20 protein-coding genes are annotated in these 24911 nt (G+C 72.4%); 9 read left to right on the forward strand and 11 right to left on the reverse strand.

The genetic code is table 11. The features are described from left to right. Nucleotides 1–3: 3 nt before the first annotated feature. On the reverse strand, nt 4–2457 hold the full coding sequence (locus RWE79_RS04605; RefSeq protein ID WP_475938713.1) for a SpoIIE family protein phosphatase: 2454 nt from the start codon (nt 2455–2457) through the stop codon (nt 4–6). 242 nt (nt 2458–2699) lie between these two features. Between RWE79_RS04605 and RWE79_RS04610 the strand changes: the two genes are divergently transcribed. Continuing rightward, nucleotides 2700–4049 (forward strand): phosphoinositide-specific phospholipase C-related protein, encoded by a 1350-nt coding sequence (locus RWE79_RS04610; protein WP_475938714.1) that lies wholly within the window; start codon nt 2700–2702, stop codon nt 4047–4049. Nucleotides 4050–4137: 88 nt separating this feature from the next. Then, on the forward strand, nt 4138–4938 hold the full coding sequence (locus tag RWE79_RS04615; RefSeq protein WP_475945602.1) for an endo alpha-1,4 polygalactosaminidase: 801 nt from the start codon (nt 4138–4140) through the stop codon (nt 4936–4938). Nucleotides 4939–4956: 18 nt separating this feature from the next. Here RWE79_RS04615 and RWE79_RS04620 read toward each other — a convergent pair whose 3' ends face one another. The 3 genes from RWE79_RS04620 to RWE79_RS04630 all read right to left on the reverse strand — a co-directional run bounded on the left by RWE79_RS04620 (nt 4957) and on the right by RWE79_RS04630 (nt 7621). Continuing rightward, nucleotides 4957–5388, reverse strand: a complete 432-nt coding sequence (locus RWE79_RS04620) for a hypothetical protein (RefSeq protein ID WP_475938715.1) — start codon at nt 5386–5388, stop codon at nt 4957–4959. Nucleotides 5389–5475: 87 nt separating this feature from the next. Continuing rightward, nucleotides 5476–5898 (reverse strand): hypothetical protein, encoded by a 423-nt coding sequence (locus tag RWE79_RS04625; RefSeq protein WP_475938716.1) that lies wholly within the window; start codon nt 5896–5898, stop codon nt 5476–5478. 40 nt (nt 5899–5938) lie between these two features. Further along, nucleotides 5939–7621, reverse strand: coding sequence for a serine/threonine-protein kinase (locus tag RWE79_RS04630; RefSeq protein WP_475938717.1), 1683 nt, complete (start codon nt 7619–7621; stop codon nt 5939–5941). 247 nt (nt 7622–7868) lie between these two features. Between RWE79_RS04630 and RWE79_RS04635 the strand changes: the two genes are divergently transcribed. The 5 genes from RWE79_RS04635 (at nt 7869) to chvE (ending at nt 13142) form a co-directional block, all read left to right on the forward strand. Further along, nucleotides 7869–8690, forward strand: coding sequence for an SAM-dependent methyltransferase (locus RWE79_RS04635; RefSeq protein WP_475938718.1), 822 nt, complete (start codon nt 7869–7871; stop codon nt 8688–8690). A 322-nt stretch (nt 8691–9012) separates the two neighbouring features. Beyond that, nucleotides 9013–9204 (forward strand): putative ATP-grasp-modified RiPP, encoded by a 192-nt coding sequence (gene tgmA / locus RWE79_RS04640; protein WP_475938719.1) that lies wholly within the window; start codon nt 9013–9015, stop codon nt 9202–9204. Between the two features lie 5 nt (nt 9205–9209). Then, nucleotides 9210–10136, forward strand: coding sequence for an ATP-grasp ribosomal peptide maturase (gene tgmB, locus RWE79_RS04645; RefSeq protein ID WP_475938720.1), 927 nt, complete (start codon nt 9210–9212; stop codon nt 10134–10136). A gap of 125 nt (nt 10137–10261) precedes the next feature. Further along, the gene (locus RWE79_RS04650; RefSeq protein WP_475938721.1) at nt 10262–11704 is read left to right on the forward strand and encodes a S1 family peptidase; all 1443 of its coding nucleotides are present in this window, start codon (nt 10262–10264) and stop codon (nt 11702–11704) included. A gap of 328 nt (nt 11705–12032) precedes the next feature. Beyond that, nucleotides 12033–13142 carry a multiple monosaccharide ABC transporter substrate-binding protein gene (gene chvE / locus RWE79_RS04655; protein ID WP_475938722.1) on the forward strand — a complete coding sequence of 370 codons (1110 nt, stop codon included), beginning with the start codon at nt 12033–12035 and terminating at the stop codon, nt 13140–13142. Here the strand turns inward: chvE and RWE79_RS04660 are convergent. From RWE79_RS04660 to RWE79_RS04685, 6 genes are all read right to left on the reverse strand, one after another. Next, nucleotides 13135–15015 carry an AMP-dependent synthetase/ligase gene (locus RWE79_RS04660; RefSeq protein ID WP_475938723.1) on the reverse strand — a complete coding sequence of 627 codons (1881 nt, stop codon included), beginning with the start codon at nt 15013–15015 and terminating at the stop codon, nt 13135–13137. The two genes, chvE and RWE79_RS04660, sit on opposite strands and share 8 nt — an antisense overlap. A 142-nt stretch (nt 15016–15157) precedes the next feature. Next, complete coding sequence (locus RWE79_RS04665; RefSeq protein ID WP_475938724.1) at nt 15158–16204, reverse strand: CobW family GTP-binding protein; 1047 nt, start codon at nt 16202–16204, stop codon at nt 15158–15160. Nucleotides 16205–16280: 76 nt separating this feature from the next. Further along, on the reverse strand, nt 16281–17783 hold the full coding sequence (locus RWE79_RS04670; protein WP_475938725.1) for a glycoside hydrolase family 16 protein: 1503 nt from the start codon (nt 17781–17783) through the stop codon (nt 16281–16283). Between the two features lie 449 nt (nt 17784–18232). Next, the gene (gene glgC / locus RWE79_RS04675; protein WP_475938726.1) at nt 18233–19456 is read right to left on the reverse strand and encodes a glucose-1-phosphate adenylyltransferase; all 1224 of its coding nucleotides are present in this window, start codon (nt 19454–19456) and stop codon (nt 18233–18235) included. 30 nt (nt 19457–19486) lie between these two features. After that, nucleotides 19487–20668 (reverse strand): glycogen synthase, encoded by a 1182-nt coding sequence (glgA, locus tag RWE79_RS04680; protein ID WP_475938727.1) that lies wholly within the window; start codon nt 20666–20668, stop codon nt 19487–19489. Nucleotides 20669–21301: 633 nt separating this feature from the next. Next, the gene (locus RWE79_RS04685; protein WP_475938728.1) at nt 21302–22222 is read right to left on the reverse strand and encodes a DNA polymerase Y family protein; all 921 of its coding nucleotides are present in this window, start codon (nt 22220–22222) and stop codon (nt 21302–21304) included. Nucleotides 22223–22317: 95 nt separating this feature from the next. Here RWE79_RS04685 and RWE79_RS04690 point away from each other — a divergent pair, with 95 nt between their 5' ends. After that, nucleotides 22318–22992: a hypothetical protein gene (locus RWE79_RS04690; protein ID WP_475938729.1), complete on the forward strand. Its 675-nt coding sequence runs from the start codon at nt 22318–22320 to the stop codon at nt 22990–22992. Between the two features lie 49 nt (nt 22993–23041). Beyond that, the gene (locus tag RWE79_RS04695; protein WP_475938730.1) at nt 23042–23203 is read left to right on the forward strand and encodes a hypothetical protein; all 162 of its coding nucleotides are present in this window, start codon (nt 23042–23044) and stop codon (nt 23201–23203) included. A gap of 56 nt (nt 23204–23259) precedes the next feature. On the opposite strand, the gene RWE79_RS04700 is transcribed toward RWE79_RS04695, so the two are convergent. Next, a complete protein-coding gene (locus RWE79_RS04700; RefSeq protein WP_475938731.1) occupies nt 23260–24636 on the reverse strand; it encodes a GH1 family beta-glucosidase in 1377 nt (458 codons plus the stop codon). Nucleotides 24637–24911 lie beyond the last annotated feature (275 nt).

The following is a 24911-nucleotide window of genomic DNA, read 5'->3' on the forward strand; positions in this document are numbered from 1 at the left end:
CGGTCAGGGCGGGATGACCTGCTCCGCCCAGATGGTCTTGCCGGTGGCGTGGTGGCGGCTGCCCCAGCGCTGGGTGAGCTGGGCGACCAGCAGCAGGCCCCGGCCGCCCTCGTCGTAGATGCGGGCCCGGCGCAGATGCGGGGACGTACTGCTGCCGTCGGACACCTCGCAGATCAAGGTCGCGTCGTGGATCAGCCGCAGCCGGATCGGCGGGCTGGCGTGGCGGATGGCGTTGGTGACCAGTTCGCTGACCACCAGCTCGGTGGTGAACACCATCTCCTCCAGCCCCCAGGCGATCAGCTGCTCGGTGGCCTGCCGACGGGTCGTCGACACCGACGCGGGGTCGACGGGCACGTCCCAGGTACGCACCTTCGCGGTGTCCAGCACCCGGGTGCGGGCCAGCAGCAGGGCGACGTCGTCGGGCGCGCCGCCGCCGGGGAGCAGGGTCCGCAGCACGTTCTGGCAGATGTCGTCCAGGGAACCGGTGGCGCCGGACAGGGCCTCGGCGAGCAGGGCACGGCCCCGGTCGATGTCCCGGCCGCGGTCCTCCACCAGGCCGTCGGTGTACAGGGCCAGCAGGGTGCCCTCGGGGAGCTCCCGGTCGACCGCCTCGAACGGCAGCCCACCGACCCCCAGCGGCGGCCCGACGGGCAGGTCGACGAACTCCACCGCGCCGCCGGGCAGCACCAGGGCGGGCGGCAGATGCCCGGCGGCCGCCATGGAGCAGTTCCGGGACACCGGGTCGTAGACCGCGTACAGGCAGGTCGCGCCGACATCCCCGGCGGACGCGAGGCCGTCGTCCTCGGTGGCGAGCCGGACGACCAGGTCGTCCAGATGGGTCAGCAGTTCGTCGGGCGGCAGATCGACGTCGGCGAGGGTGCGGACGGCGGTGCGCAGCCGCCCCATCGTGGCGGACGCCTGGATGCCGTGCCCGACGACATCGCCGACGACCAGGCCGACCCGCAGCCCGGAGAGCGGGATGACGTCGAACCAGTCGCCGCCCACCCCCGCGTGCGGGGCCGCCGGAAGGTACCGGGAGGCCGCCTCGACGGCGGACGGCTGAGGCAGTGACTGGGGCAGCAGGCTGCGCTGGAGCGCCAGGGCCGTCTCGCGCTCCCGGGTGAAGCGGCGGGCGTTGTCGATGCAGACGGCGGCGCGGGCGGTGATCTCCTCGGCCAGCAGCACGTCGTCCCGCACAAAGCGCTCGTGCTGCCGGTCGCGGAAGAAGACCGCGACGCCCAGGGTGGTGCCCCGGGCCCGGATCGGTACGGCCATGGTCGAGCGGATGCCGCGCCTGCGGGTTCTGCCGGGCGTCGCGTCGCCCGGGGGCGGCCATTCGCCGGGACCCGTCCGGATCACCGGCTCCCCGGCGGCCAGGCAGCGCGCCTGCGGTGAGGACGCCAGGTAGCGGCCGGGGTCCCCCGGCCGCACCGCGGCCTCCGGGCAGCCCTCGGTGACCGAGTGGTGGGCCACCCGGGTGAGGATGACGTCCGCGGACGGATCGCCCGAACCCCCGGTCCCGGAGGACTCCTCGCCACGGTCGCCGAACCACTCCAGGAGGTCCACGGTGACGAAGTCCGCCAGGTGGGGGACGCCGACCTCGGCGAGCTCCTCGGCGGTGCGGATGACGTCCAGCGTGGTGCCGATCCGGACGCTGGCGTCGTTGACCAGTTGCAGGCGCCGCCGGCCGAGGAACTGCTCGGTGATGTCGTGGGCGGTCAGGCACACGCCGTGCACCTGGCCGTGCTCGTCGGTGAGCGGGGTCAGGTTCGCCGACCAGGCGTGCTCCCGGGCCTCTCCCCCGGTGCGCATGAAGGTCTCCACGTCGTAGCGCTCGCCCGTGGCCAGGACCCGCAGCATCTGCTGCTCCAGCTCGGCGCTCTGCGGTTTGCCGCCGATCTCGGGGATCCGCAGGCCGCGGATCTCCTCTTCGGGCAGGCCGATGACCTCCGCCATCGCGTCGTTGACGGCCATCAGGCGCACCGTGGTGTCGTAGATCGCGACCGGGCAGGGAGAGCGGATGAAGGCCCAGGCGTTCATAAGGGCCTGGACCGGGGGCACGGTCGGCCGGGGCAGCGCGGAGACCAGCAGCCAGTCGCTGAGGTCAGTGCTGTCCGGGTCCGTACGGTGGGCGAGCAGCCCTACCGGGAGGGCGTGGCCGTCGCGGTGCCGCAGGGCCACGGTGCCGTTCCAGCGGACGGCGCCGGGGGCGGGGGACGCCGGGCGGGCGGGCTCGGCGAGCAGTTCCCGGGCGGGCCGGCCCACGGTCTCGGTGGCGGTGTATCCGAGCAGGCGGCGGGCCCCCTCGCTCCACTCGGTGACGACACCCGCGCTGTCCAGCATCACGCGGGCGGTGGACGCCTCGTCGAACGGGTCGCCGTCCGATTCGACCGGGATGCCGCCCAAGTCGTCCGGGGCGCCCGGCCGCGTCCGTGGTTCACCGCCCTGCTGTGCCATCGCTGCCGCCCTCGTCCCACTGCCCTGGGGATGGAAACAACAGCTTTGCCTAGTTTTATACCGAACTCAACAGGAGCGCGGCCCCTCACACCCGCTCCGGACCCGCTCCGGACCCGGGAGGCGAATGCGGCGCGGCGCGAATTGACCCCCGGGCCCCACTGGCGCCGTCACCGATCAGTGGTGTGTCATGACCCCGACACTCCCTCCTCGACCACGGGAGTGCTGGAGCGAAAGGAAGAACCGTGCGCCGTCTGCGAGTTCTGTGCGCAACCGCCGCTGTCGCCGTCGCCCTCCCGCTGTGCTGGGCCGGCCCGGCCGCCGCCGTCCCCGGTGGCTCGGTGTATCTGCAGAGCTATGTGACCGGACTGAACGCCGCCGACAGCAGCGGAACGGTCGTCGAGCACAATCCCAAGGGCTCCGAGGACCACCAGCGGTGGAACCCGGTGGCCGTCACCGGCGGCTACCAGCTGCAGAACTCCGACGAGTCCGGCAAGTGCCTCGGCCGCAGCGGCACCTCGGCGGTCACCGCGACCTGCGGGGCGGACGGCACCACCTGGACCGTCACCGCGTCCGCCGGCAGCACGTACACCGTGGGCGTCCCGGGCACCTCGCAGTATCTGACCGGGGTCTCCGGCTCGACCTCCGTGGCGATCGGCTCCGCCGGCGACCTCGCCCGCTGGTTCCTCACCCCGGCGGCCCTGGCCACCTCGGCGATGCCCTCCGCCGACACCCGCACCCTGGACCAGGTCACCTTCCTGACCGCCCACAACGCCTTCGCCAACGGCACGGACGGCAACTTCGCGTCCTTCCCGGTCAGCCTCTTCCCCAACCAGTCGCGCGGTGTCGGCCAGCAGCTGACCGACGGCGTACGCGGCTTCATGCTGGACGACTACGACGTCTCCGGCACCGCCGTGCTCTGCCACAACAGCTGCTCGGGCGTGAGCAGTCCGGTGCCGCTCGCCACCGACCTGCAGCGCATGGTCGACTTCCTCAAGGCCAATCCGGGACAGTTCGTCACCGTCTTCCTGGAGGACTACGCCTCCTCCGCGGTACTGAAGTCCTCACTCGCCTCCGTCAACGGGCTGGCCGACGTGCTCTACCGCCCCGACCAGGAGGGCGTGGCGGCCAACGGCTGGCCGACGATGGCGGATCTGGCCGCCCGCGGCAAGCAGCTGCTGGTCTTCAGCGACCGGACCCGGGCGAGCGACATCTCCAACGGCTACGCCACCCGTGACACCTTCGGCGTGATGTACCAGCGCGAGTGGACCGTCGAGAACTACTGGTCCATGGGCGCCGGGATCGGCGACTCCGACTGGTCCTGCTACAGCCGGTGGGGCACCGACACCCCCCTCACCCGCGAGGCCACCGGCTTCCACCCGCTGTTCGTGATGAACCACTTCCGCGACGCCACGATCGGCGCGACCGTCACCAACGACAACGGCAAGCTCCAGAACCGCGCCGAGAACTACTGCGCGCCCGCCGCCCGCAAGAAGCCCAACTACCTTGCCGTGGACCGCTACGACCTGGGTTCGCCGACCCCGCTCACCACGGTGACCGCGCTCAACACCTACATCCTGGCTCCGGGACAATGAGGGCGTGACGCACCCGCTCCCCCGCATCCGCGCCCGCATCCCCGCCCGCCGCCCGGCCCGTATCGCGGCTCGCCGCCCGACAAGGGCCATGGCCGCCGCACTGGCCGCCACCGCGCTGGCCGTGGGATGCGCGGCGGGCGACGGACCGGCCGGCGGCGCGGCGCGGGTGGCGCCGCCGCCGGCGGGGGCGGGCTTCGACTACCAGATCGGCGGCGCGTACCGGCCCCCGGCGGGCGTCCGCGTGGTCTCCCGCGACCGCGGCGACGCGCCCGCCCCCGGCCTGTACTCCGTCTGCTACGTCAACGCCTTCCAGGCCCAGCCGGACCGGCTGGGCTGGTGGAAGCGCGAGCACCCCCGCCTGCTGCTGCGCGAGGACGGCCCGGACAGCGCCGTCGTCATGGACAAGGACTGGGGCGAGGCCCTGCTGGACGTCTCCACCGCCGGCCGCCGCGCCGAGCTGGCCAGGATCGTCGGCGGCTGGATCGACGGCTGCGCCGCCCGTGGCTACCGGGCGGTCGAGCCCGACAACCTCGACTCCTACGAACGCTCCGGCGGCCGGCTGACCCCGGCCCACAACGCCGCGTTCGCCCGGCTCCTGGTGGGACGGGCCCACGCGGCCGGCCTGGCCGTGGCCCAGAAGAACACCACCGGCCTTCTGGGCCGGGCCAAGGACATCGGGTTCGACTTCGCCGTGGCCGAGGAGTGCGGCGAGTACGACGAGTGCGGCCGGTACGCCACCACGTACGCGAACCGGGTGCTGGTCGTCGCCTACCGGCGTGACGACTTCGACCGGACCTGCCGCCGCTGGGGCGGCCGGCTGTCCGTCGTGCTCCGCGATCACGACGTCACCCCGGCCGGCGACCCGCACCATGTCTTCTCGTCCTGCTGAACCGCCGCCCGGCGGACCTCAGACCGGAACGGGTACGGCGTACCAGAGACCGTCCCGGTGGTGGACGAGGCGGTGGGCGGCGAGGGTGTCGATGTGGCGGGCGACGGTGGCCGGCTGATAGCCGACGAGAACGCCCAGATCGTCCAGGGTCGTACCGTCGTCACCCGCCTCCCGCAGCCGGCGGAGCGTCCTGAGCGTGGTGCGGGGCAGCGCGCCGTCCTCGACGGGGGCGGCGGCAGCGGGAACGGCCGGGGCGTCGGCGACGGCGACGGGCGCGGGGCCGGCCGGGGCGACGGACGCGGGAGCCGGGGCGACAGGGGCCTGGTCCACGGGGGGCTGGTCCACTGGCGACGGGCCTGGCCGGGAGGCGGCGGTCCGGATGACGGGCCGTGGGGTGAGGTTCACCTTGCGGTGCTTACGGCCCTTTTGGTGGCGACGGCGGTTGCTCATCGGGCATCTCCTTCGCGGTGATCTTGCCAGACCAACGGAGGACCGCCCCGGGAGTCACGCCCATACGTGCATGCGGGGGACGCCGCCCTACCGGGGGCGACGGCGGAGGAAATCGGTCAGGCGACGGTACGCCCGCCGCAGCTCGCCGCGCGCGTAGTCCTCCCGTACGTCGATGAGGGCGCCGTGCGAGGCGGCGGGGTCGACGGTGAAGCGGTCGTGCCAGCCGCCTCCGGAGGCGATGATCACGGGCTGGTCGACGCCGTCGAACTGGTCGGCGGTGACATCCACGCGCACGCCGTTCTTCTCGATCCAGGCATGGGTGGAACCGTTCTCCCAGGCGCTCACATACATCCACACGCCCAGGCCGCTGTCGTACAGATACTGGCCGAGCAGTACGGAGGTGTCGCCGCACGCACCGAGCGGGAAGCGCTCCAGGGAGACGAGTCCCAGATCCGGGCACTCGGTGATCGCTACCCTGAACTGCGTTGCCAGCGTGCGGAGTTGGTCCACCGCCGCAGTCTATCCCAGGAAGATCAACAACGCGGGCGGGTCAGCGTGGGTGGGTCTCGATGACCTTCCCGTTGAGCCCGGCCACCAGATAGCCGCCGCCGTAGTCGTCGGTGAGGTAGACGCGCAGCACCGGCTGGTCGTCGTCGAACACCGAGGCGGGGTCCACGATCAGATAGCGGTTGGTGGGCTTCTTGACGCCGAGGGTCTTCTGCGCCGTACGCAGCAGCGCCGGGACCGCGTCCCAGTTGAACTTGCGGAGGTCCACCGAGGTGTCGTCGTCGCCGAGGGTGCCGCCCGCGCCCTCCCGGGTGGCGACCCCGTCGCGGTAGGTGAACCGGTCGTACAGCTTGTCGTCGTCCTTCACCGGCGCCTCGGCGGAGGCGTACTCCTCGTAGACGGTGAAGTCGGTGACGCGCGTGCCGCCCATCACCGGTTTGAGGCTCGCGATCACCGACCTGACCCCGGAGGGGGTGAGCAGGCCGTTGACCGTGGCCGCCGTGGCCTGGGAGGACGACACCCGGGGCGACGCGGAGCCGGCGGTGGAGCCCCCGGCCGTGGAGCCGGCTGTACGGCCTCCGGCGGAGCCCGCCGTGGAGCCCGCCGTGGAGCCGGAGACGGCACCGGAGGCGGTGGCCCCGCCGTGCAGCGCGGGGACGTTCACCCAGATCAGGGTGCCGGTGGCGGCGGCGCTCACCAGAGCGACGGCGACGACGGTGTTCCTGGTGCGCCGACCGGCACGGCGCGGCGGGCCGGTCGGCGCCGGCGGCACGGGCGGCACGGGCGGGGCCCAGGCGGCAGCGGCGGGCTGCCGGGCGCCCGGCGGCACGGCGTCCTGCGGCTCGGTGGCGCCGGGCGGGGCGGGCCGGGTGGCGGTGGGGCCGTCCGGGGTGCCCACCGCGGCGAGCATGTCGTCGACCTCGGCCATCGCGGGGCGGGCCGCCGGGTCCCGTACGAGCAGCGCGTCCAGCACCGGGGCCAGCGGGCCGGCGTGTGCCGCCGGGGGCACCTCCTCGTCCAGGACCGCCGCCAGGGTGGCCAGGGTGGACGCGCGGCGCAGCGGATGGCTGCCCTCCACGGCGACGTAGAGCAGCATCCCGAGGGACCACAGGTCGGAGGCCGGGTGGCCCTCCTGGCCCCGGATGCGTTCGGGGGCGATGTAGTCGGGAGAGCCGATGAGGGCGCCGGTGGCGGTCAGGCTGGTGGACTCGCGGATCGCCGCGATGCCGAAGTCGGTGAGCACGGGGCGGCCGTCGGGCCGCAGCAGTACGTTGGCGGGCTTGACGTCCCGGTGCTGGATACCGGCGGCGTGCGCGGCGCGCAGGGCGGACAGCAGCTCACGCCCGATCGCCGCCGCCCGGACGGGGGTCAGCGGCCCCTGGGCCAGCCGGTCGTGCAGGGAGAGGCCGGGCACCAGCTCCATCACGATCCACGGGTAACCGGCGTCACCGGTGTCGACGATGTGGTGGATGGTGACCACGTTGGGGTGGTCGACCCTGGCCAGCGCGCGGGCCTCGCGCAGCACCCGGGCCCGGAGCGTGCGGGCGGCCTCGGGGTCGTACTCGGCCAGCGCCGGGTCGGGCGGCCTGACCTCCTTCAGCGCCACCTCGCGGTGCAGCACGAGGTCGCGGGCCCGCCACACCGTGCCCATGCCGCCCCCGCCCAGGCGTGCCACCAGCTCGAAGCGGCCGTCGATCACCCTTGCCGCAGGGCCCCCAGTGCTCATGCGCAAGGAGAGTACGCGACCGCTCGGACACCCGGTGACCGGCATCGGCGGCGAGCCCGGCCAGGTGTGCGGGGCCGTCGGCACCCACCGCTGGATCCGCCGCCAACTACCCTCTCGCCGACCCCACTTGGCCGGAGCACCTCGGCGCCGGTGGCTGCGGGAAAGCCTTAGGATCTGCGGGTGGGCGCGGCCGGACGACACCCTCGGTCGTCGCGGGCCGGTCCCCGAGTCGTCCGGGAGGGACAGCGTGAGGGACCGAGGTTTCACCGCCGAGGAGATCGACACCAGAACACCGCATCCGGCGCGGATGTACGACTACTACCTGGGCGGCAAGGACAACTACGAGTCCGACCGGGCCGCCGCCGACCGCGTGATCGCGGCCGCCCCGACGATCCTGTCCAGCGCCCGCGCCAACCGCGCCTTCATGCGGCGGGCGGTCCGGTTCGTGGTGGAGTCGGGCGTCCGGCAGATCCTGGACATCGGTACCGGCATTCCCACCTCGCCCAACACCCATGAGGTGGCGCACTCGGTGGCGCCCGGCGTACGGGTGGCCTATGTCGACAACGACCCGATCGTCGCGACGCACGCCGCGGCCCGGCTGACGGTCTCCGACGACACCGCCTTCGTCCTGGGCGATGTACGGCGGCCGGCGGACGTGCTGTCCTCCCCCGAGGTCGCCCGGCTCATCGACTTCGGGCAGCCGGTGGCCCTGCTGCTGGTGGCCCTGATGCACTTCGTGCGGGACGACGAGGACCCGGCCGCCGTGATCGCCACCCTGCGGGACGCGCTGCCGTCCGGCAGCTACCTGGTGCTGTCGCACGCCACGGCCGACTCCGACCAGAGCCCGGCGAAGTCGGTCAAGCAGGTCTACAGCGGCGCGACCGCCACCCTCAACCCCCGCTCCCATGGGCGGATCCTGCCGTTCTTCGACGGATTCACCCTCGTCGACCCGGGGCTGACCCGGGTGTCGCTCTGGCGCCCGGACGAGCCGGCGCCCGGCGCGGACGAGGCGCTGAAGGACGAGGCGCCGAACGTGGCCTTCTACGGTGGCGTGGGCCGCAAGGACTGACCGCCGCCGCTGCCCCCTCCCGGCCCCGTCGCCCGATCCGGCGACGGGGCCGGGGTGTGCAACAAACCTGTGAGAAGGCCGTGTTGAGCCGATTGCTGTGGATTCACCATGGTTCTGCCACACAGACAACGCCCCATGGGCACAGATCGGAGCGATCCTATCACCTAAAGTGACCGAATTGGCGATTTCCGGCTCAGGAGTAACCAGCGTCACATCAGTAACAGGGAACCTCTCGCACTCCTGCGCGAGTCTCATAGATAGGGCCTTGCCGGGTACTTGGCATTGGGTGCTGCCCGCCCTGGAGTGAGAGCGAGGAGAAAGCATGCGACCGTTCGCGCTGAATCACGCACGGCCGACCACGCCGGAACCGTTCGCGGCGCCGTACAGCTATGACTGCGCGCGCCAGCTGAACGTGCTGCAGGACGGAAACCCCGCCATCAGCGATCCCGCGATCCTGCTCGCGATGGGCGCCACCGTCTCGACCGCGGGTTCCAAGACGCACTTCGACGACTGACCTCGATGACGGTTCTGATCCTCACCAGCCCCGAGGACGTGACAGCGGACCTGGTCGTGTCGGTCCTGCACGCCCGCGCGGTGCCGCTGGTGCGGCTCGATCCCGCGGGGCTGCCCGACGAGGTCGCCATGTCCGCCGAGTACGTCCGCGGCGATGTGCGCGGCTTCCTCCAGGTCAACGAGCGCCTGGTCAGCATGGACAGCCTGCGGTCGGTCTGGGTCCGGCGGCCGGGCACCCCGGGAGCCGGTGCCACGGAACAGTCGCAGTGGCTCACCACCGAGGCGAGCCGGGCGCTGTACGGGGCGCTGCGCTGCGTACCGGCCCGGTGGATGAACCACCCGGACGCGGCCGCGCAGGCCCGCTACAAGCCCTGGCAGCTGTACACCGCGCACCGCTGCGGCTTCGCGGTGCCCGCGACCCTGATCACGACCTTTCCCCGGGCCGCCCGGGAGTTCGCCGAGCAGCATCCGCAGCTGGTCATCAAGTCCGTGTCGGGTACGCACCCGAGCGACCCGCCGATGGCCCTGCCGACCACCCGGGTGGAGCCGGACGCCGACTTCCGCGCGGTGGCGGCCGGCCCGACGCTGCTCCAGCAGTACATCGTCAAGCGGGCCGACGTCCGGCTGACCTGCGTGGGGACAGAGATGTTCGCGGCGCTGAAGGTCGCCGCCCCCGACCAGGTCGACGGGCGCTTCGGCGGCCCGGACGACGCCGAATGGGAGCCCGTCGAGCCGCCCGCCCGCATCGGGCGGGCGGTCCTGGACTACATGGCGACCGCCCGCCTGGCGTACGGCGCGTTCGACTTCGCCGTGGACGAGGACGGCACCTGGTGGTTCCTGGAGTGCAACCAGGGCGGCCAGTTCGGCTTCGTCGAGCTGATGACAGGTCAGCCGATCAGTGCGGCCATCGCGGGTTGGCTCGCGGCGGATTGAGCCGTACGGCCCCGCCGTCCGTATGAAGGGAAAGTGCCTCCGCCCGTGCAGGGTCCCGGGGCACGGCACCGGAACGGACCGAGAGAGGGGCATGTGTGAGCCACGCGCGGCGGTACGCACACCGAGTGGTGAAGCTCGCAGGCATCGGGGGACTCATCTGCGGCGCGCTCATGACCACCCAGGCCATCGCCAACCCGGCGGGCGGATCGGGCGACCGGGTGACCTCCGCGCAGGGCGTCGGCGGCGCCGCCGGCCTGGGCGCGAGCCTGGTGTCGGAGCTCGGCGGGTCACACACGGCGGGCAGCTGGGTCGGTTCGGACGGGCAGGCGGTGGTGGCGGTGACCGACACCGGCACCGCGGCCGAGGTGCGGCGGGCGGGGGCGAAGGCCAAGGTCGTGCCGTACAGCATGCGGCAGCTGCACGCGGCGGCGCAGACCCTGGCCGCGGCTCCCCGGGTGACCGGCACCGCGTGGTCGGTGGATCCGTCGACCAACAAGGTGGTGGTGCTCGCCGACAGCACCGTCTCGGCGGACGACTGGTCGCGGCTGAGCGGGACGGCGCAGCGGATCGGCGGGGAGGTGACCATGGAGCGGACGGCCTCCACGTTCACCACCCGGGTGGCCGGGGCCGACGCGGTCTTCTCGGAGGAGGCCCGGTGCTCGGCGGGGTTCAACGTCACCGACGGCACCAACGGCTTCATTCTCACCGCCGGGCACTGCGGACCGGTCAACACCACCTGGTTCCGGGACGAGCGCGGCTCCACGACGCTGGGCACCACGATCAGGAGCGACTTCCCCGGCAGTGACTTCTCCCTGGTGCGGTACCGGGACGACACCGTCGACCGCAGTGACGTGGTGGATGTCGGCGGCGGGCAGTCGGTACGGATCACCGGAGCGGCGGACGCGGCGGTCGGCCAGCAGGTCTTCCGCAGCGGCAGCACCACCGGCCTGCACTCGGGGACGGTGACCGCGCTGGACGCGACCGTGAACTACCCGGAGGGGGCGGTCAGCGGTCTGGTGCAGACGAATGTGTGCGCCGAGGCCGGCGACAGCGGCGGGCCGCTGTTCTCCGGAGGCCTGGCGCTGGGCGTCACCTCGGGCGGCAGCGGCGACTGCACCAGCGGGGGCGTGACATTCTTTCAGCCCGTGACGGCCGCCCTGTCCTCCCTCGGGGTGCGGCTGGCCGGTCAGGGCAGCGGTACGGCGGCCTCCTCGGCCGCCCAGAGCGGTGCGGCGACCGGTGCGGCGCCGAGCACCGCGGGCGCGGCGGCGGCGCCCACCGGGATCGCGAGCTCGCCGGCCGCGCAGGGCGTGGCGGGCGTGACCGGCGGGAGCGACCAGGCCGGCGGGATCACCACCGGAGCGATCGATCTGAAGGCCGCCGTGCCGGGGATCATCACCGCCGGGGCGGGGCTGGCGGCGATTCTCGTCACCCGCTGGAGCCGGCCGGGGCAGGGGGTCCCCCGGCGCCGGCGCCGGGGCCGTGACCTGGGTCCGCCGGAGCGATGGGACCCCAACGGTCCGCTTCCGCTTCCGTACGACCCGTCCCGTGGTTACCCGGGCGGATGAGGTCCGCAACTGTGTGCTAGCCTCCGACACCATCTTGTAGGCGCGCGTCCCGGGCGGCTCCGGTAATCCCGGTGCCGCCCGGCGGCGTAGGCCTGACGGTCCGGCAGACGCCCGCCGGACGCCCGCACCACCGGGGTCTCCTTCCCTGATCTAATCTGAACAAGCCCGAAGACGTCCGTCGCGTGAGCACGGCCTCCGGCTGCTGCGTGCGACCACAGGACGGTGGGAGCCGGGTTCGGCGACGGGTGCGCGGGCTTGTCCGACGGTATGCCGCCGGGTACACCCGAGGGCCGCACCGCCCGAAAAGCTCGTCCGAGAGGATCCACACATGCGCACCGCCAGAGCCGCCCGACTGCGTAGCACCGCAGTACTGATACCCGTCTTCGCACTAGCCGTCGGCGCCACGGCGTGCGGCGGGAGCGCGGCTGACACGAGTGGTGGCTCGACGGCGACCGTGGGCATCGCGATGCCCACCCGGGAGTCGCCGCGCTGGATCCAGGACGGCAACAACCTGGTCAAGCAGTTCAAGGCCAAGGGCTACACGACGGATCTGCGGTACGGCAACAACGACGGGGACAAGCAGGCCGACCAGATCGAGGCCATGATCAAGAACGGCGCCAAGCTGCTGATCATCACGGCCATCGACGGTTCCGGCCTCGGTGACGTCCTGGTCGACGCCAAGCAGGCCGGCGTGAAGGTCATCAGCTACGACCGGCTGCTGCTGGCCTCCAACGACGTGGACTACTACGCCAGCTTCGACAACTACGAGGTCGGCCAGATCCAGGCCCAGTACATCCTGAAGAAGCTCGGGCTCAAGGACGGCAGCGCCACCGGCCCGTACAACATCGAGCTGTTCGCGGGCTCCCCCGACGACAACAACACGCAGTACTTCTACAACGGCGCGATGAGCGTCCTGAAGAAGTACATCGACAACAAGCAGCTCGTGGTGCGCAGCGACCAGAAGCGGCTCACCCAGGTCGCGACGCTGAACTGGGACGGCGAGTACGCGAAGGGCCGGATGACCCGGCTGCTCAAGGCGTCGTACACCGGCGAGACGGTCGACGCCGTGCTGTCACCGTACGACGGCATCTCGCGGGGTGTCATCGCGTCGCTCAAGAGCGCCGGTTACGGGACGGCCGCGAAGCCGCTGCCGGTCGTGACGGGGCAGGACGCCGAGGTCGACTCGGTGAAGTCGATCATCGCCGGCGAGCAGACGGAGACGGTCTACAAGGACACCCGCCAGCTGGCCAAGACCGCCTTCGAGATGGGCAACGCGCTGCTGACCGGCAAGAGCCCGAAGGTGAACGACAAGAAGCAGTACGACAACGGCAACAAGATCGTGCCGGCGTATCTGCTCCAGCCGGTGAGCGTCGACAAGAGCAACTACAAGAAGCTGCTGGTCGACAGCGGCTACATCAAGGCGTCCGACCTCAACTAGCCGGCCGCTGGACGCCCGGCCCCTGGGCGTAGAGAGCGTCGATCTCCGCCGCGTACGCCCTGACGATGGCATGGCGGCGGAGCTTGAGCGAAGGGGTCACAAGTCCGTCGGCGACAGTGAACTCGCCGGGCAGGATCCGGAAGGCGCGGATCGACTCGGCGCGGGAGACGGCGGTGTTGGCGGTGGACACCGCGCGCTGGATCTCGGCGCGCACGGCGGCGTCGACGACAGTGGCAGCGCCGCTGCGGCTGCGGGTCAGGGTGCCCGCCGCGGAGTGGCCGGTGTCGAGGTGCTTCCAGTGCTCTATGGCCTCGGGGTCCAGGGTGATGAGCGCGGCGATGTAGGGCCGGTTGTCGCCGACCATGACGCACTGGGATATCAGCGGATGGGTCCGCAGCCGCTCTTCGAGCAGCTGCGGACCCACGCTCTTGCCGCCGCTGGTGATGATGACGTCCTTCTTGCGGCCGGTGATGACCAGGTAACCGTCCTCGTCGAGCCGGCCGAGGTCGCCGGTGGCCAGCCAGCCGTCGCGCAGCACGGCCGCGGTGGCCGCCGGGTCGCCGAGGTAGCCGGCGAAGACCGTGTCGCCGGAGACCTGGACCTCGCCGTCGCGGGCGATCCGCACCGAGGCGCCCGGCAGGGGGCGGCCGACGGTGCCGTAGCGGGCCCGGCCGATGGGCTGGGCGGTGATGGCCGCGGTGGTCTCGGTGAGGCCGTAGCCGTCGTACACGGTGATGCCGGCGCCGGCGAAGGTCAGGGCGAGTTCCCGGTTGAGCGGTGAGCCGCCGGAGACGGCGTGACGGACCCGGCCGCCCAGCACCGCGCGTAGCCGCTGGTAGACGAGGTGGTCGAAGACCGCGTGCGAGGCGCGCAGAAAGGGCCCCGGGCCGTGGCCCCGGCCCAGCGCATGGCGTTCGACGGCCTCGGCGTGACGCTGGGCGATATCGATGGCCCGGTCGAAGAGGCGGGCGTGCCCGGAGCGCTCGGCGTTGCGCCGGGCGCCCTGGAAGATCTTCTCGAAGATGTAGGGCACGGCGAGCAGGAAGGTGGGCCGGAACGAGGCCAGGGCGGGCAGCAGGGAGGCGGGGGCCAGGTCCGGCTGGTGGGCCAGGATGACTCCGCCGCGCAGACAGCCGACCTGGACCATGAGCCCGTAGATGTGGGACAGCGGCAGGAAGGACAGGACGGAGGGCTGCTCGCCGGGCGGGGCGAAGACCTCTCCGAAGCCGGCCACCAGGGTGTCGCACTCGGCGGCGAGGTTGGCGTGGGTGATGACACAGCCCTTGGGCCGCCCGGTGGTGCCGGAGGTGTAGGAGATCACGGCGGTGGAACCGGGCTCGACGGCCCAGCGCAGGCGGTTGACGGCGTCGTCGGGGACGCGGCGGCCCTGGGCGGTGATCCGGGCCACGCAGCCGTCGTCGAGCTGCCAGATGCTCCGCAGGCCGCTGAGGCCGGCGCAGGCGGCGCCGACCGTCATGGCGTTGTCCTCCTGCTCCACGACGACGGCGGTGACCTCGGAGTGGGTCAGGATCCAGCGGACCTGTTCGGCGGAGGACGTGGGGTAGACCGGGACCACCTGGGCGCCGATGGACCACAGGGCGTAGCTGAACTGGGTCCACTCGTAGCGGGTGCGGGACATCAGGGCGACCCGGTCGCCGTAGCCGATGTCGTTGGCCAGCAGGCCCTTGGCCAGCGCCATGACCTCGTCGCGGAAGGTGCGGGCGGTGACGTGGCGCCAGACGCCGGGGTCGGCGGGGTCGCGCCGGGCGAGCTGGGGCAGGCTGGGGTAGCGCTGGGCCACGTCGTAGACGGAGTCGGCCAGTCCGCCCGACAGCAGCGGCTCCACCAGGGGCGGGATACTGAACTGACGCACCGCACCCCCTTCTCTCGCATCCCCTGGCCACCGCCGCAGCCCGGGCAAATGGGCGGCGGGGAGGGCAAACTACCGGTCTTCGGCACGCTTGCCTAGAGGCGGTGCCAAAGGTGTGTTCCCACCCTCCGGTCGCGGCGCTGTGCTACACGTCGCGTACGTAGCGTAGGACACCGATCATCTGGTCGTCGGTTGCACTGCCGGGGTCGGGCTCCGCGCAGCCGTCCAGTTGACCGGTCAGGGCCGCCGCGTCGAGGCCGGTGCCGATCATGACGAGCCGGGTGACGCGGTCGTCGGCCCGCTCCCACGGGGCCGGCTGGAAGCGGAGATAGCCGCCGACTGCGTGCAGGAGGTACTTGCGGACGGCGGCATCGGGGGCGAACCGGACGAATCCCTTCATGCGATACAGGCCGGCGGGGCGGCTGTCGAGGAAGTCCATGAAGGCGCGGGGGGCCAGCGGCCGGTCGCAGGTGAACTCGACACTGTCGTACCGGGCGTGGAGGTGGTGGCCGTGGTCCCCCGCGTCGTCGCCGGCGCGCTCCTGCTCGTACAGGTCCTCGAAGGAGAGCTGGCGTACGGGTTCCTCGGTGGCGGGCCGGGCCGCGCGGTCGAACAGCAGGGCGGGGTCGACGCGGCCGTGGTCGGCGGTGACGACGGGGGTACCGGGGCTGAGTCCGGCGAGGGCCGCGAGCAGCCGGGCGCGGGTGTCGTCGTCGACGCGGTCGGCCTTGTTGAGGACGACGAGGTCGGCGGTGCGCACATGCCGGTCGAGTTCGGGATGGCGGGCCCGGGTGGCGTCGTACTCGGCGGCGTCCACCACCTCGACCAGGCCGCCGTAGGTGATACGGGGGTCGGTGCTGGCCAGCAGCAGCCGGATCATGCTCTGCGGTTCGGCGAGGCCGCTGGCCTCGACCACGATGACGTCGATCCGGGCGGAGGGGCGGGCGAGGCGGTCGAGCATCCCGTCCAGATCCTCGCTGTCCGCCACACAGCACAGACAGCCGCTGTCCAGGGCGACCATGGAGTCCACCTGACCGGCGATGGTCATGGCGTCGATGTTGATGCTGCCGAAGTCGTTGACGATGGCGCCGATGCGGGTGCCGCGGCTGCTGCGGAGCAGATGGTTGAGGAGGGTGGTCTTGCCGGATCCCAGGAACCCCGCGAGGACGATGACCGGGATCCTGGGTGCCAAGGCGCTGTCTCCGTGGGGCTGTCCGTGGGGCGGGGGCGGCCCCTCATCGTAACGGGCCCGCCCCCGCCGCCCGGCGTCAGCCGAAGGGGATCGTGACGACGGACTGGTTGCCGGTGCCGAGGGTGGAGCTGCCGTTGCCGATGGCGTTCCAGACCTCGACGCGGACGGTGCCGCCCGAGAGGTTGCCCAGGGAGCCGGTGGTGGACTTCACGCCCTTGGCCTGGGTGTAGTGCTCGTAGCCGGTGACGGGGTCGGTGGCGAAGTAGTTGTAGGTCTCCGTGCGGTCGTAGCTGCCGTCGCCGGTGAGGTCGTAGCTGACCCGGACCTGCTGGCCGTTGGCGACGGTGGTCCCGGCGTCGACGTACAGGTCGAACTGGGTGGAGCCGCCGGTGTAGGTGCCGGTGACACCGGTCCTGGTGAAGGTCTGCTGCTGGTAGGGGGTGCCGTCGTGGTTGGTGCCGCCGGCCGAGGTCAGGGTGGAGGTGGCGGCGGAGGAGGCGGCGTTGCCGAGGGAGCCGCCGCTGAGGAGGTACTGGGACGAGGACGTGCCGCCGGTGGCCGTCGCGGTGGAGGTGGGGGTGGAGGTGGAGGTGCCGGACCTGGTCCACACGCCCACGTAGTCGACCACCATGGGGTGGCCGGGCTCGGTGGCCGAGTTGGGCGTGGTGGCGCCCTGGATGGCGTCGGGGAAGGCGCCGCCGACGGCCACGTTGAGCAGGATGAAGTACCCCGCGTGGTCGGTCATGGCCGACCAGGTGGCGGCGTCCACGCTGCTCTGGCTGACACTGTGGAACTGGGTGCCGTCGACGTACCAGCGGAGCTGGTTGGGGCTGACCGAGCGGTCCCACTCGAAGGTGTAGGTGTGGAAGGCCGACTGGCAGGTCGAGCCGGGGCAGGCGAGGCTGTTGCCCAGCCCGGTGGTCTCGTTGCAGGGGCCGCCGGGGTTGGTGCCGCAGTGCAGGGTGCCCCAGACCTTGTTGATGCCGTTGACGTTCTCCATGACGTCGTACTCACCTATGCCCGGCCAGTTCTGGTAGTTGCCCCGGTAGGGGGCGCCCAGGGCCCAGAAGGCGGGCCAGTAGCCGACGGCCGCGGTGCCGGTCACATTGGGCATCTGGATGCGGCCCTCGATGCGCAGGGTGCTGCCGTCGGCGGGCTTGAAGTCGGCGCGCTGGGTCTCTATGCGGCCCGAGGTCCAGTTGCCCGACGAGTCCCGCAGCGGAGTGATCCTGAGGTTGCCGGAGCCGTCGAGGGCGAGGTTGGAGGTGGAGTTGGTGTAGCTCTGTACCTCGCCGGTGCCCCAGTTGGCCGGGCCGCCGGAGTAGGCGTGGCCGGTGTCGATCTGCCAGTTGGAGGTCGACGGGAGGGTGCCCGCGGTGCCGTTGAAGTCGTCGCTCCACTGCAGCGTCCAGCCGGAGGGGGCGGGCACGGCGCCCTGGGCCGGGGACGCGATCAGGGTGGCGGTGAGGGCACCGAGGGCGAGGGCGGTGGTGACGAGGGCGCCCAGCAGCCCTCGGCGGGGACGGCGGGGGGATCTGCGCGGTGACGGTGCGGGGGGAGTGCTGACGGTCGTGCTCACGGTGGAGCACCTCCTGCCGGTGGGGGAGGTTGCGGGTGCGGGTCTTGAGAGCGCTCTCAGAGTTTTGTAAGTGCAACCACGCACCACGTCAATGACTCGCGCACGTCAACTTCTTGAACCCAGCCCTCGCGCGTGCCTCAATCGCCGGGACCGGCTCCGGTCCGGCGTCCCGGCGATTGAGGCGAAACGGCCACCGGGCCAGGGCGCGGGGCGCCCTGGGGCGTGTTGCGAAAGTAGCGCCGTCCGCCCGCAGGGCGGGCTCCGCGGCGTCCGGTGCGTGCGATCGCAAGGCGGTGGGGGCACCCCCGGCGGTAGCTGGGGGAGGTCGTCCTCGTACTGGACGTACTTGGATGATCCCGACAACGCGGCGAGCGTGCGTGCCCGGGGGCACCTCCCAGCCGCCAGGCCGGGGGAGCGTCGTGGAGCAGGCGGGACCTTCGCAACACGCCCTAGAAGGGCGGCACCCGCTGCCCCTTGCCCAGGGCGATGATGCCGTTCGCCGAGGCGTGGTAGAGCTCGCGGTCACGGTCGGGATTGACACCGACGGTGGCACCGGGCGGGACGACCACGTTCTTGTCCAGGATCGCGCGGCGGACGACCGCGCCCCGGCCGACGCGCACGTTGTCGTGGAGCACCGAGCCCTGGACGACGGCACCCTCCTCCACGACGACGCCGGGCGACAGGACGGACTGCGTGACCTGGCCGCTGATGATGCAGCCGGGGCTGACCATGGACTCGCTCGCGATGCCGCCCGCGACGAACTTGGCCGGGGGCAGCCGCAGGGAGTGGGTGTAGAGCGGCCATTGCTGGTTGTACAGGTTGAATACGGGATGGATGGAGATCAGGTCCATGTGCGAGTCGTAGTACGCGTCCAGGGTGCCGACGTCACGCCAGTAGCCGTGGTCGCGGGCGGTCTCGCCGGGCACGTGGTTGTCGTCGAAGTCGTAGACCTGGACCTGGCCCTTCTCGGTAAGCATCGGCAGGATGCTGCCGCCCATGTCATGGATCGAGTCGTCGTCCTCGGCGTCCTGGTAGAGGGCGTCGAGCAGGACCTTGGTGGTGAAGACGTAGTTGCCCATGGAGGCGTAGACCCGGTCCGGGTCACCGGCCAGACCGGGCGGGTCGGCGGGCTTCTCCAGGAAGCGTTCGACGCGGATCCCGTCCGGGCCCGGGGTGATGATGCCGAACGACGAGGCCTGGTCGCGGGGTATCCGTATGCCCGCCACGGTGGCGCCGGCGCCGCTCTCGATGTGCTGGCGCAGCATCTGGCGGGGGTCCATGCGGTACACGTGGTCGGCGCCGAAGACCCCGATGTAGTCGGGCTGTTCGTCGTGCACCAGGTTGAGCGACTGGTAGATCGCGTCGGCGCTGCCGAGGAACCAGCGGGGGCCGAGCCGCTGCTGGGCGGGGACCGGGGTGACGTAGTTGCCCAGCAGGTTGGACATCCGCCAGGTGGTGGTGATGTGGCGGTCCAGGGAATGGGACTTGTACTGCGTCAGGACGCAGATCCGCATGATGTCGCCGTTGACCAGGCTGGACAGGACGAAGTCGACCAGCCGGTAGGCGCCCCCGAAGGGCACCGCCGGTTTGGCGCGGTCGGCGGTCAGCGGCATGAGCCGTTTGCCCTCCCCGCCCGCCAGCACTATTCCCAGAACCGAAGGTCCGCCACGCATCGCCGCCCCCTTGCACTTGTGCCGCTGTTGTCAGGACTTGAGGATCGACGCGTACACACCGATCGTGCGCTGGGCTATCGCGTCCCAGCCGAACTCGCGCACGGCGCGTTCCCGCCCGGCCGCGCCCATCCGCGCGGCGGCCGCCGGGTCGCCGACCACCGTGTTGACGGCCGCCGCGAAGGCCGACTCGAAGGACGCCGGGTCCTTCGCGTCCTGCTCGCCGTAGCGCACCAGCAGTCCGGTGACGCCGTCCTGGACGACCTCGGGGATGCCGCCGACGGCCGAGGCGACCACGGGGGTGCCGCAGGCCATGGCTTCGAGGTTGACGATGCCCAGCGGCTCGTACACCGACGGGCACACGAACACCGCGGCGTGCGTGAGGAGTTGGACGACCTCGGGGCGGGGCAGCATCTGCGGGATCCAGATCACGCCGTCGCGCAGCGTCCTCAGCTCGTCGACCAGGTCACGGAACTCGCGGTCGATGGCGGGGGTGTCGGGGGCTCCGGCGCACAGCACGAGCTGGGTGGCCGGGGCGAGGCCGCGGGCGGCGCGCAACAGGTGCGGGACGCCCTTCTGGCGGGTGATCCGGCCGACGAACACCGCGTACGGGCGCCCGGGGTCGATGCCGTGGGCGGCGAGCGCGGCGGTGTCCGGGTCGGGGCGGTACAGGGCGGTGTCGATGCCGTTGTGCACGACATGCACCCTGGACGGGTCGAGCGACGGATAGGCGTCGAGGATGTCGGCGCGCATGCCGTGCGAGACGGCGATGACCGCGTCGGCGGCCTCGATCGCGGTGCGCTCGGCCCAGCTGGACAGGGCGTATCCACCGCCGAGTTGCTCGGCCTTCCAGGGGCGCAGCGGCTCCAGGGAGTGGGCGGTCATCACATGCGGGATGCCGTGCAGCAGCTTGGCGAGATGGCCGCCGAGGTTGGCGTACCAGGTGTGCGAGTGCACCAGGTCCCGGCCGGTGAGGGCGGCCGCCATCGCCAGGTCCACCGACAGGCTGCGCAAGGCCTCGTTGGCGCCTGAGAGTTCGGCGGCGGGCCCGTGCCGGAACACATCGCCCGGATCGCCGGCGTCCGTGCTCCCCGCCCAGGCGTGCACCTGGAGGTCGGTGAGGGCGCGCAGTTCACGGGCGAGGAACTCCACGTGGACACCCGCGCCGCCGTACACATCGGGCGGATACTCGCGGGTCAGCAGTCCGACTTTCACGGGCGCCTCCTGGTCCTGTCGCCGCGTACAGACATCCATGCCCCGGGAAACCGGGTTTGATCCGCACGGACGTTTGCCTGTCGCAGGCGGCGGAACCGCCTGTGCCGGGTGCGCGTTCCGTCGGCCGTGGGTGGGGGTTTCGGGGGGCGTGGTCGAAGTCGGGGTCACCTGCGGGGGTACCCCCGCCCCGGGGCTCGAACCATACGCCGATCATGTCCGTCCCGTAAGCCGGTTCGTGTCGCTCGCCGGGGCGGACCCCCCGGCACCGGCCCCGTCCCGGCCCTCGCGGTGCGGTCGCGGTCGCGACGGATCCTCACCGTCGTGGCCGTGGGGACCGGAAGGAAAGAGCGGCAGCGGCGGCACCTGGTACCTCGACCGCCTGGTACCTCGACCGCCTGGTACCTCGACCGCCTGGTACCTCGACCGCCTGGTCGTCTCCTGCCGCGCCGCCGACGCCCAGGTGCTCAAGGCCGGGATGCGCGGGGCCGTCGCCCCGGCCGCCGGGACCTGGGTCACCGTCACCTTCCGGTGGCACCCCACCGGAAGGACGGGCACGGACATCGCCCGCCCCGTCCTGGACACCGCGACCGTCAGGGCCGTCCCCGACCCCGCGGACCCGTACGAGCAGGCAGGTCAGCGCCGGACCTCGGCCGGGGCCAGACCCTCGACGCGCAGGGCCACCGCGCGGACCGGGGTGCGCCGCAGGCGCAGCGCCTCGTACATGGTGCGGGCTGCGTCGGTCAGGGCCGGGGTGTGCGCCGTGGGGGCGGGCAGGGTGCGGGCGCGGTCCAGGGAGGAGCCGCCGGCCAGGCCCACGGTGAGGGAGAGGGCGGACGCCGCCTGGCCGGAGCCGCGCAGTCGCCGGCCGAGGCCGTCGGCGAGCTCCACGATGCCCCGGCGTACGGCCGCGTCGTCGGGGGCGCCGACGGTGAACAGGCGGTCGGCGGTCAGGCTTCGGGGCGGGGCCTCGGCGGTGACGGGCCGGGGGTCGATGCCGTGGGCGCGTTCCCGGACGGTACGGCCGGCGTGGGCGCCCAGGATGCCCTGGAGCAGCGGCAGCGGCGCGGCGGCGACCTGGCCGACGGTGAGCAGACCGTGCAGGACCAGGACGCGGGCGGAGGCCTCGGGCAGGCCGTGGAGGGCGGCGACCGGGTGCGGGCGCAGGAAGTCCGCGACGGCCCCGGGATCGGTGTCCACCGCGCGGATCCGGCCGGGGGCGGTGTCGTGGGCGGCCATGGCGGCGACCGTCCGGTTGCCGGCGACGCCGATCGCCGGCCGCACCTCGTACTGGGCGGCGGCCCGGGTGCCGATCATGAGGGCGAGTTGTTCGGGGAGGCGGTCGAAACAGCGGACGGCGTCGCGTACGTCGGCCACGATCGCGTCCGGCGGAATGCCCTCGACCAGCGGCGTGAACTGGGCCACGAGCTCGGCGAGGGCCGCGTGGGTCGCCGGGTCGACGGGGCCGCAGCGGATGTGGAGCACGCACGGGCCGGGGTCCGGGCCCAGGTGCGGGTCCTGCGGGTGCGGGTGACGGTGTTGTGCGGGTCCGGCCATGCCGCGTCCACCTCATATGCTTACGTTCGAACGTTTGCTCGAATTCGAGTGTAGGGCACCGCCGGGTGTCGTACCCCCCGCATAGGGTTCCGGTCATGGCTGACGTGCTGTCCGCCGCCCAGCGGCGCGCGATCCTGGAGTCCGACCCCGGCACCGGGCGGCTCGGCGCCCGCCTGCCGACCTGCGAGGCGCTGGCCCGGCTGGGGCTGGCCGTGCGGTACGGCAGGGTCGGCGACCACTACCTCACCCCGGAGGGGCTACGGGTGCGCGGCGCGCTCGCCCGACTCGGCCCCGGCCCGGCGACGGCCCCGCCACCCGCCGCCGCGCCCGCGCCCGCCGCACCGTCCGCGACCACCACGCCCGCCCCGCCCGCCCCGAGCGGCTTCACCGCCGACGACGGGACGGGGCCGCCCTCCCCCGCCGCACCCGGGCGCCCGGCCGAGGTCACCGCCGCCTGGGCAGGCCTGCTGGAGATCCGTCGCGTCCTCCAGGACGGCGACACCTCACGCCCCGCCCCCTGGGAACGCGAGCGCCTCGTCCACGCGGTGTCGCTGGCCCTGGAGGCCGGCGGACACCCCCCGTCGTCGGGGTACGCGGTCTCCCCCGCCGCCCAGCAGCCCGGCGTCGCCGAGGTCGCCTGGCGCGGCCCCGGCGCGCCCGAGGCGCTGGCCGCCTGCCGGGAGCTCCTGGAGCGGTACGGCTGGCAGTCCACACTCCACCGCGACCGCCACGGCCGGAGCTTTCTGCTGGTCTCACCACGCCGCGCCTGACCGGGCGGCGAGTGGCAAGCTTGAAGGAGAGGACACAGGGAGGCTTGCGATGCGCATCCCGGACAACAAGCTCTTCAACGCGACCTACGAACACACCACCTCTCAGGCGGAGGGCGAGCGGGACCCCGACGAGTTCTCCACACGGGAGATCCACGCGGAGGTACCGAGGACGACCCCGTCCCAGGCCGAAGGCGAGTACGAGGAAGGCTGACGAATCCCGCCGCCCGGAGGGCGGGCGCCCGCCGGGTGCCCGCCCTCCGGGCGGACCTAACCCGCTCCCCCGCGATGCGCGGCGATCAGGTCGCGGTACCAGGCGTAGGAGGCCTTGGGGGTGCGGGTCCGGGTGCCGTAGTCGACGTGCACCAGGCCGAAGCGCTGGTGGTAGCCCTCGGCCCACTCGAAGTTGTCCAGCAGGGACCAGGTGAAGTAGCCCCGGACGTCGACACCCCGGGCGGCGGCCTCGGCCAGCGCGTCGATGTGTGCGGACAGATAGGCGATGCGGGCCCGGTCGTCGATCGTCCCGCCGGCCGTTCCGTCGGGCATCCCGTCGGGCTGGGAGCAGCCGTTCTCGGTGATCCAGACCGGGGGCAGGGCGTCGCCGTAGCGGCTGTGGAAGGCCGTCAGGAGTTCGGTCAGGCCGTCGGGGACCACCGGCCAGCCGAAGGCGGTGCGTTCGTACTCCTCCTCCGGCTCGGCGAGGTCGAAGGGCAGACCCGCCTCGGGACCGGGGGCGGTGATCCAGGTGGGGTTGTAGTAGTTGATCCCGAGGCCGTCCAGCGGCGCGGCGATGACTTCCAGGTCACCGTCGCGGACCACGCCGTTGAGGTCCTCGCTCATCCCGTACGCGGACAGGTCGGGGTAGCGGCCGAGCAGAAGCGGATCGTTGAACAGCCGGTTGTGCAGGATGTCGTAGGCCTGCGCGGCGGCGCGGTCGGCGTCGTCCGCCCCGGGGAGCAGCCGGACGGGGCTGCAGTTGTTGGAGATGAGCACCTCGGCCGCGCCGTGCTCGCGCAGCGCGGCCGCCGCCAGTCCGTGACCGAGCAGTTGGTGGTGGGCGGTGGGGAGCGCGTCGGTCATGAGGGCGCGGCCGGGGGCGTGGACACCGAAGGCGTAGCCGAAGGCCATGTGGATGAAGGGCTCGTTGAGGGTGATCCAGCGGCCGACCCGGTCGCCGAGGCGCGCGGCGAGGATTCCGGCGTAGTCGGCGAAGCGGTGGGCGGTGTCGCGGTTCATCCAGCCGCCGTCGTCCTCCAGGGCCTGCGGCAGGTCCCAGTGGAACAGGGTCGGGACGGGGGTGACGCCTGCTTCCAGGAGGGCGTCGACCAGGCGGTCGTAGAAGTCCAGGCCGCGCGGTTCGACGGGGCCCCGGCCGTCGGGCAGGATCCGGGTCCAGGCGAAGGAGAAGCGGTACGCGTCCACGCCGAGGCCCTTCATCAGGGCGACGTCCTCGGCGTGGCGGTGATAGTGGTCGCAGGCGACCGCGCCGGTGTGGCCGTCGCGTACGACGCCGGGGCGGGCGGTGAAGGTGTCCCAGATGGAGGGGCCCTTGCCGTCCTCGGTCGCGGCGCCCTCGATCTGGTAGGCGGCGGTGGAGACGCCCCAGGTGAACCCGGCGGGGAGCTGCGGGGGCTGCGGTGCTGACATCGGCGGTCCGATCCTTGCGCCGGAACGGGGAAGAACATGAGCTGTGCTCACATTGGTGACGTTAGTGCTTGGCCGGGCGGGTGTTCAACACGATCCGGCGAGGAATCCCGGATCCTGGCAGCTCGGAAGGAATCCGCGTTCGCGATCACCTTCGACTCGCCGACACCTCCAGCGGTGCGTGCGGCATCGCCGACGGCGAGGAGGCCCGGCAGTTCGCTGCGCCTGGCGGCGGAGCCTGCCCACGGCCCGTCCGTTCGCGCCACCGGCCCGAGCCC

Source organism: Streptomyces sp. RLA131, from assembly GCF_056270125.1.

Bases quoted from the DNA above. Each gene is read 5' to 3' on its own strand.
- RWE79_RS04605 (WP_475938713.1), bottom strand. From the start codon at position 2,457: ATGGCACAGCAGGGCGGTGAACCACGGACGCGGCCGGGCGCCCCGGAC.
- RWE79_RS04615 (WP_475945602.1), top strand. From the start codon at position 4,138: ATGGCCGCCGCACTGGCCGCCACCGCGCTGGCCGTGGGATGCGCGGCG.
- RWE79_RS04620 (WP_475938715.1), bottom strand. From the start codon at position 5,388: ATGAGCAACCGCCGTCGCCACCAAAAGGGCCGTAAGCACCGCAAGGTG.
- RWE79_RS04630 (WP_475938717.1), bottom strand. From the start codon at position 7,621: ATGAGCACTGGGGGCCCTGCGGCAAGGGTGATCGACGGCCGCTTCGAG.
- tgmA (WP_475938719.1), top strand. From the start codon at position 9,013: ATGCGACCGTTCGCGCTGAATCACGCACGGCCGACCACGCCGGAACCG.
- tgmB (WP_475938720.1), top strand. From the start codon at position 9,210: ATGACGGTTCTGATCCTCACCAGCCCCGAGGACGTGACAGCGGACCTG.
- chvE (WP_475938722.1), top strand. From the start codon at position 12,033: ATGCGCACCGCCAGAGCCGCCCGACTGCGTAGCACCGCAGTACTGATA.
- glgC (WP_475938726.1), bottom strand. From the start codon at position 19,456: ATGCGTGGCGGACCTTCGGTTCTGGGAATAGTGCTGGCGGGCGGGGAG.
- RWE79_RS04685 (WP_475938728.1), bottom strand. From the start codon at position 22,222: ATGGCCGGACCCGCACAACACCGTCACCCGCACCCGCAGGACCCGCAC.
- RWE79_RS04690 (WP_475938729.1), top strand. From the start codon at position 22,318: ATGGCTGACGTGCTGTCCGCCGCCCAGCGGCGCGCGATCCTGGAGTCC.
- RWE79_RS04695 (WP_475938730.1), top strand. From the start codon at position 23,042: ATGCGCATCCCGGACAACAAGCTCTTCAACGCGACCTACGAACACACC.
- RWE79_RS04700 (WP_475938731.1), bottom strand. From the start codon at position 24,636: ATGTCAGCACCGCAGCCCCCGCAGCTCCCCGCCGGGTTCACCTGGGGC.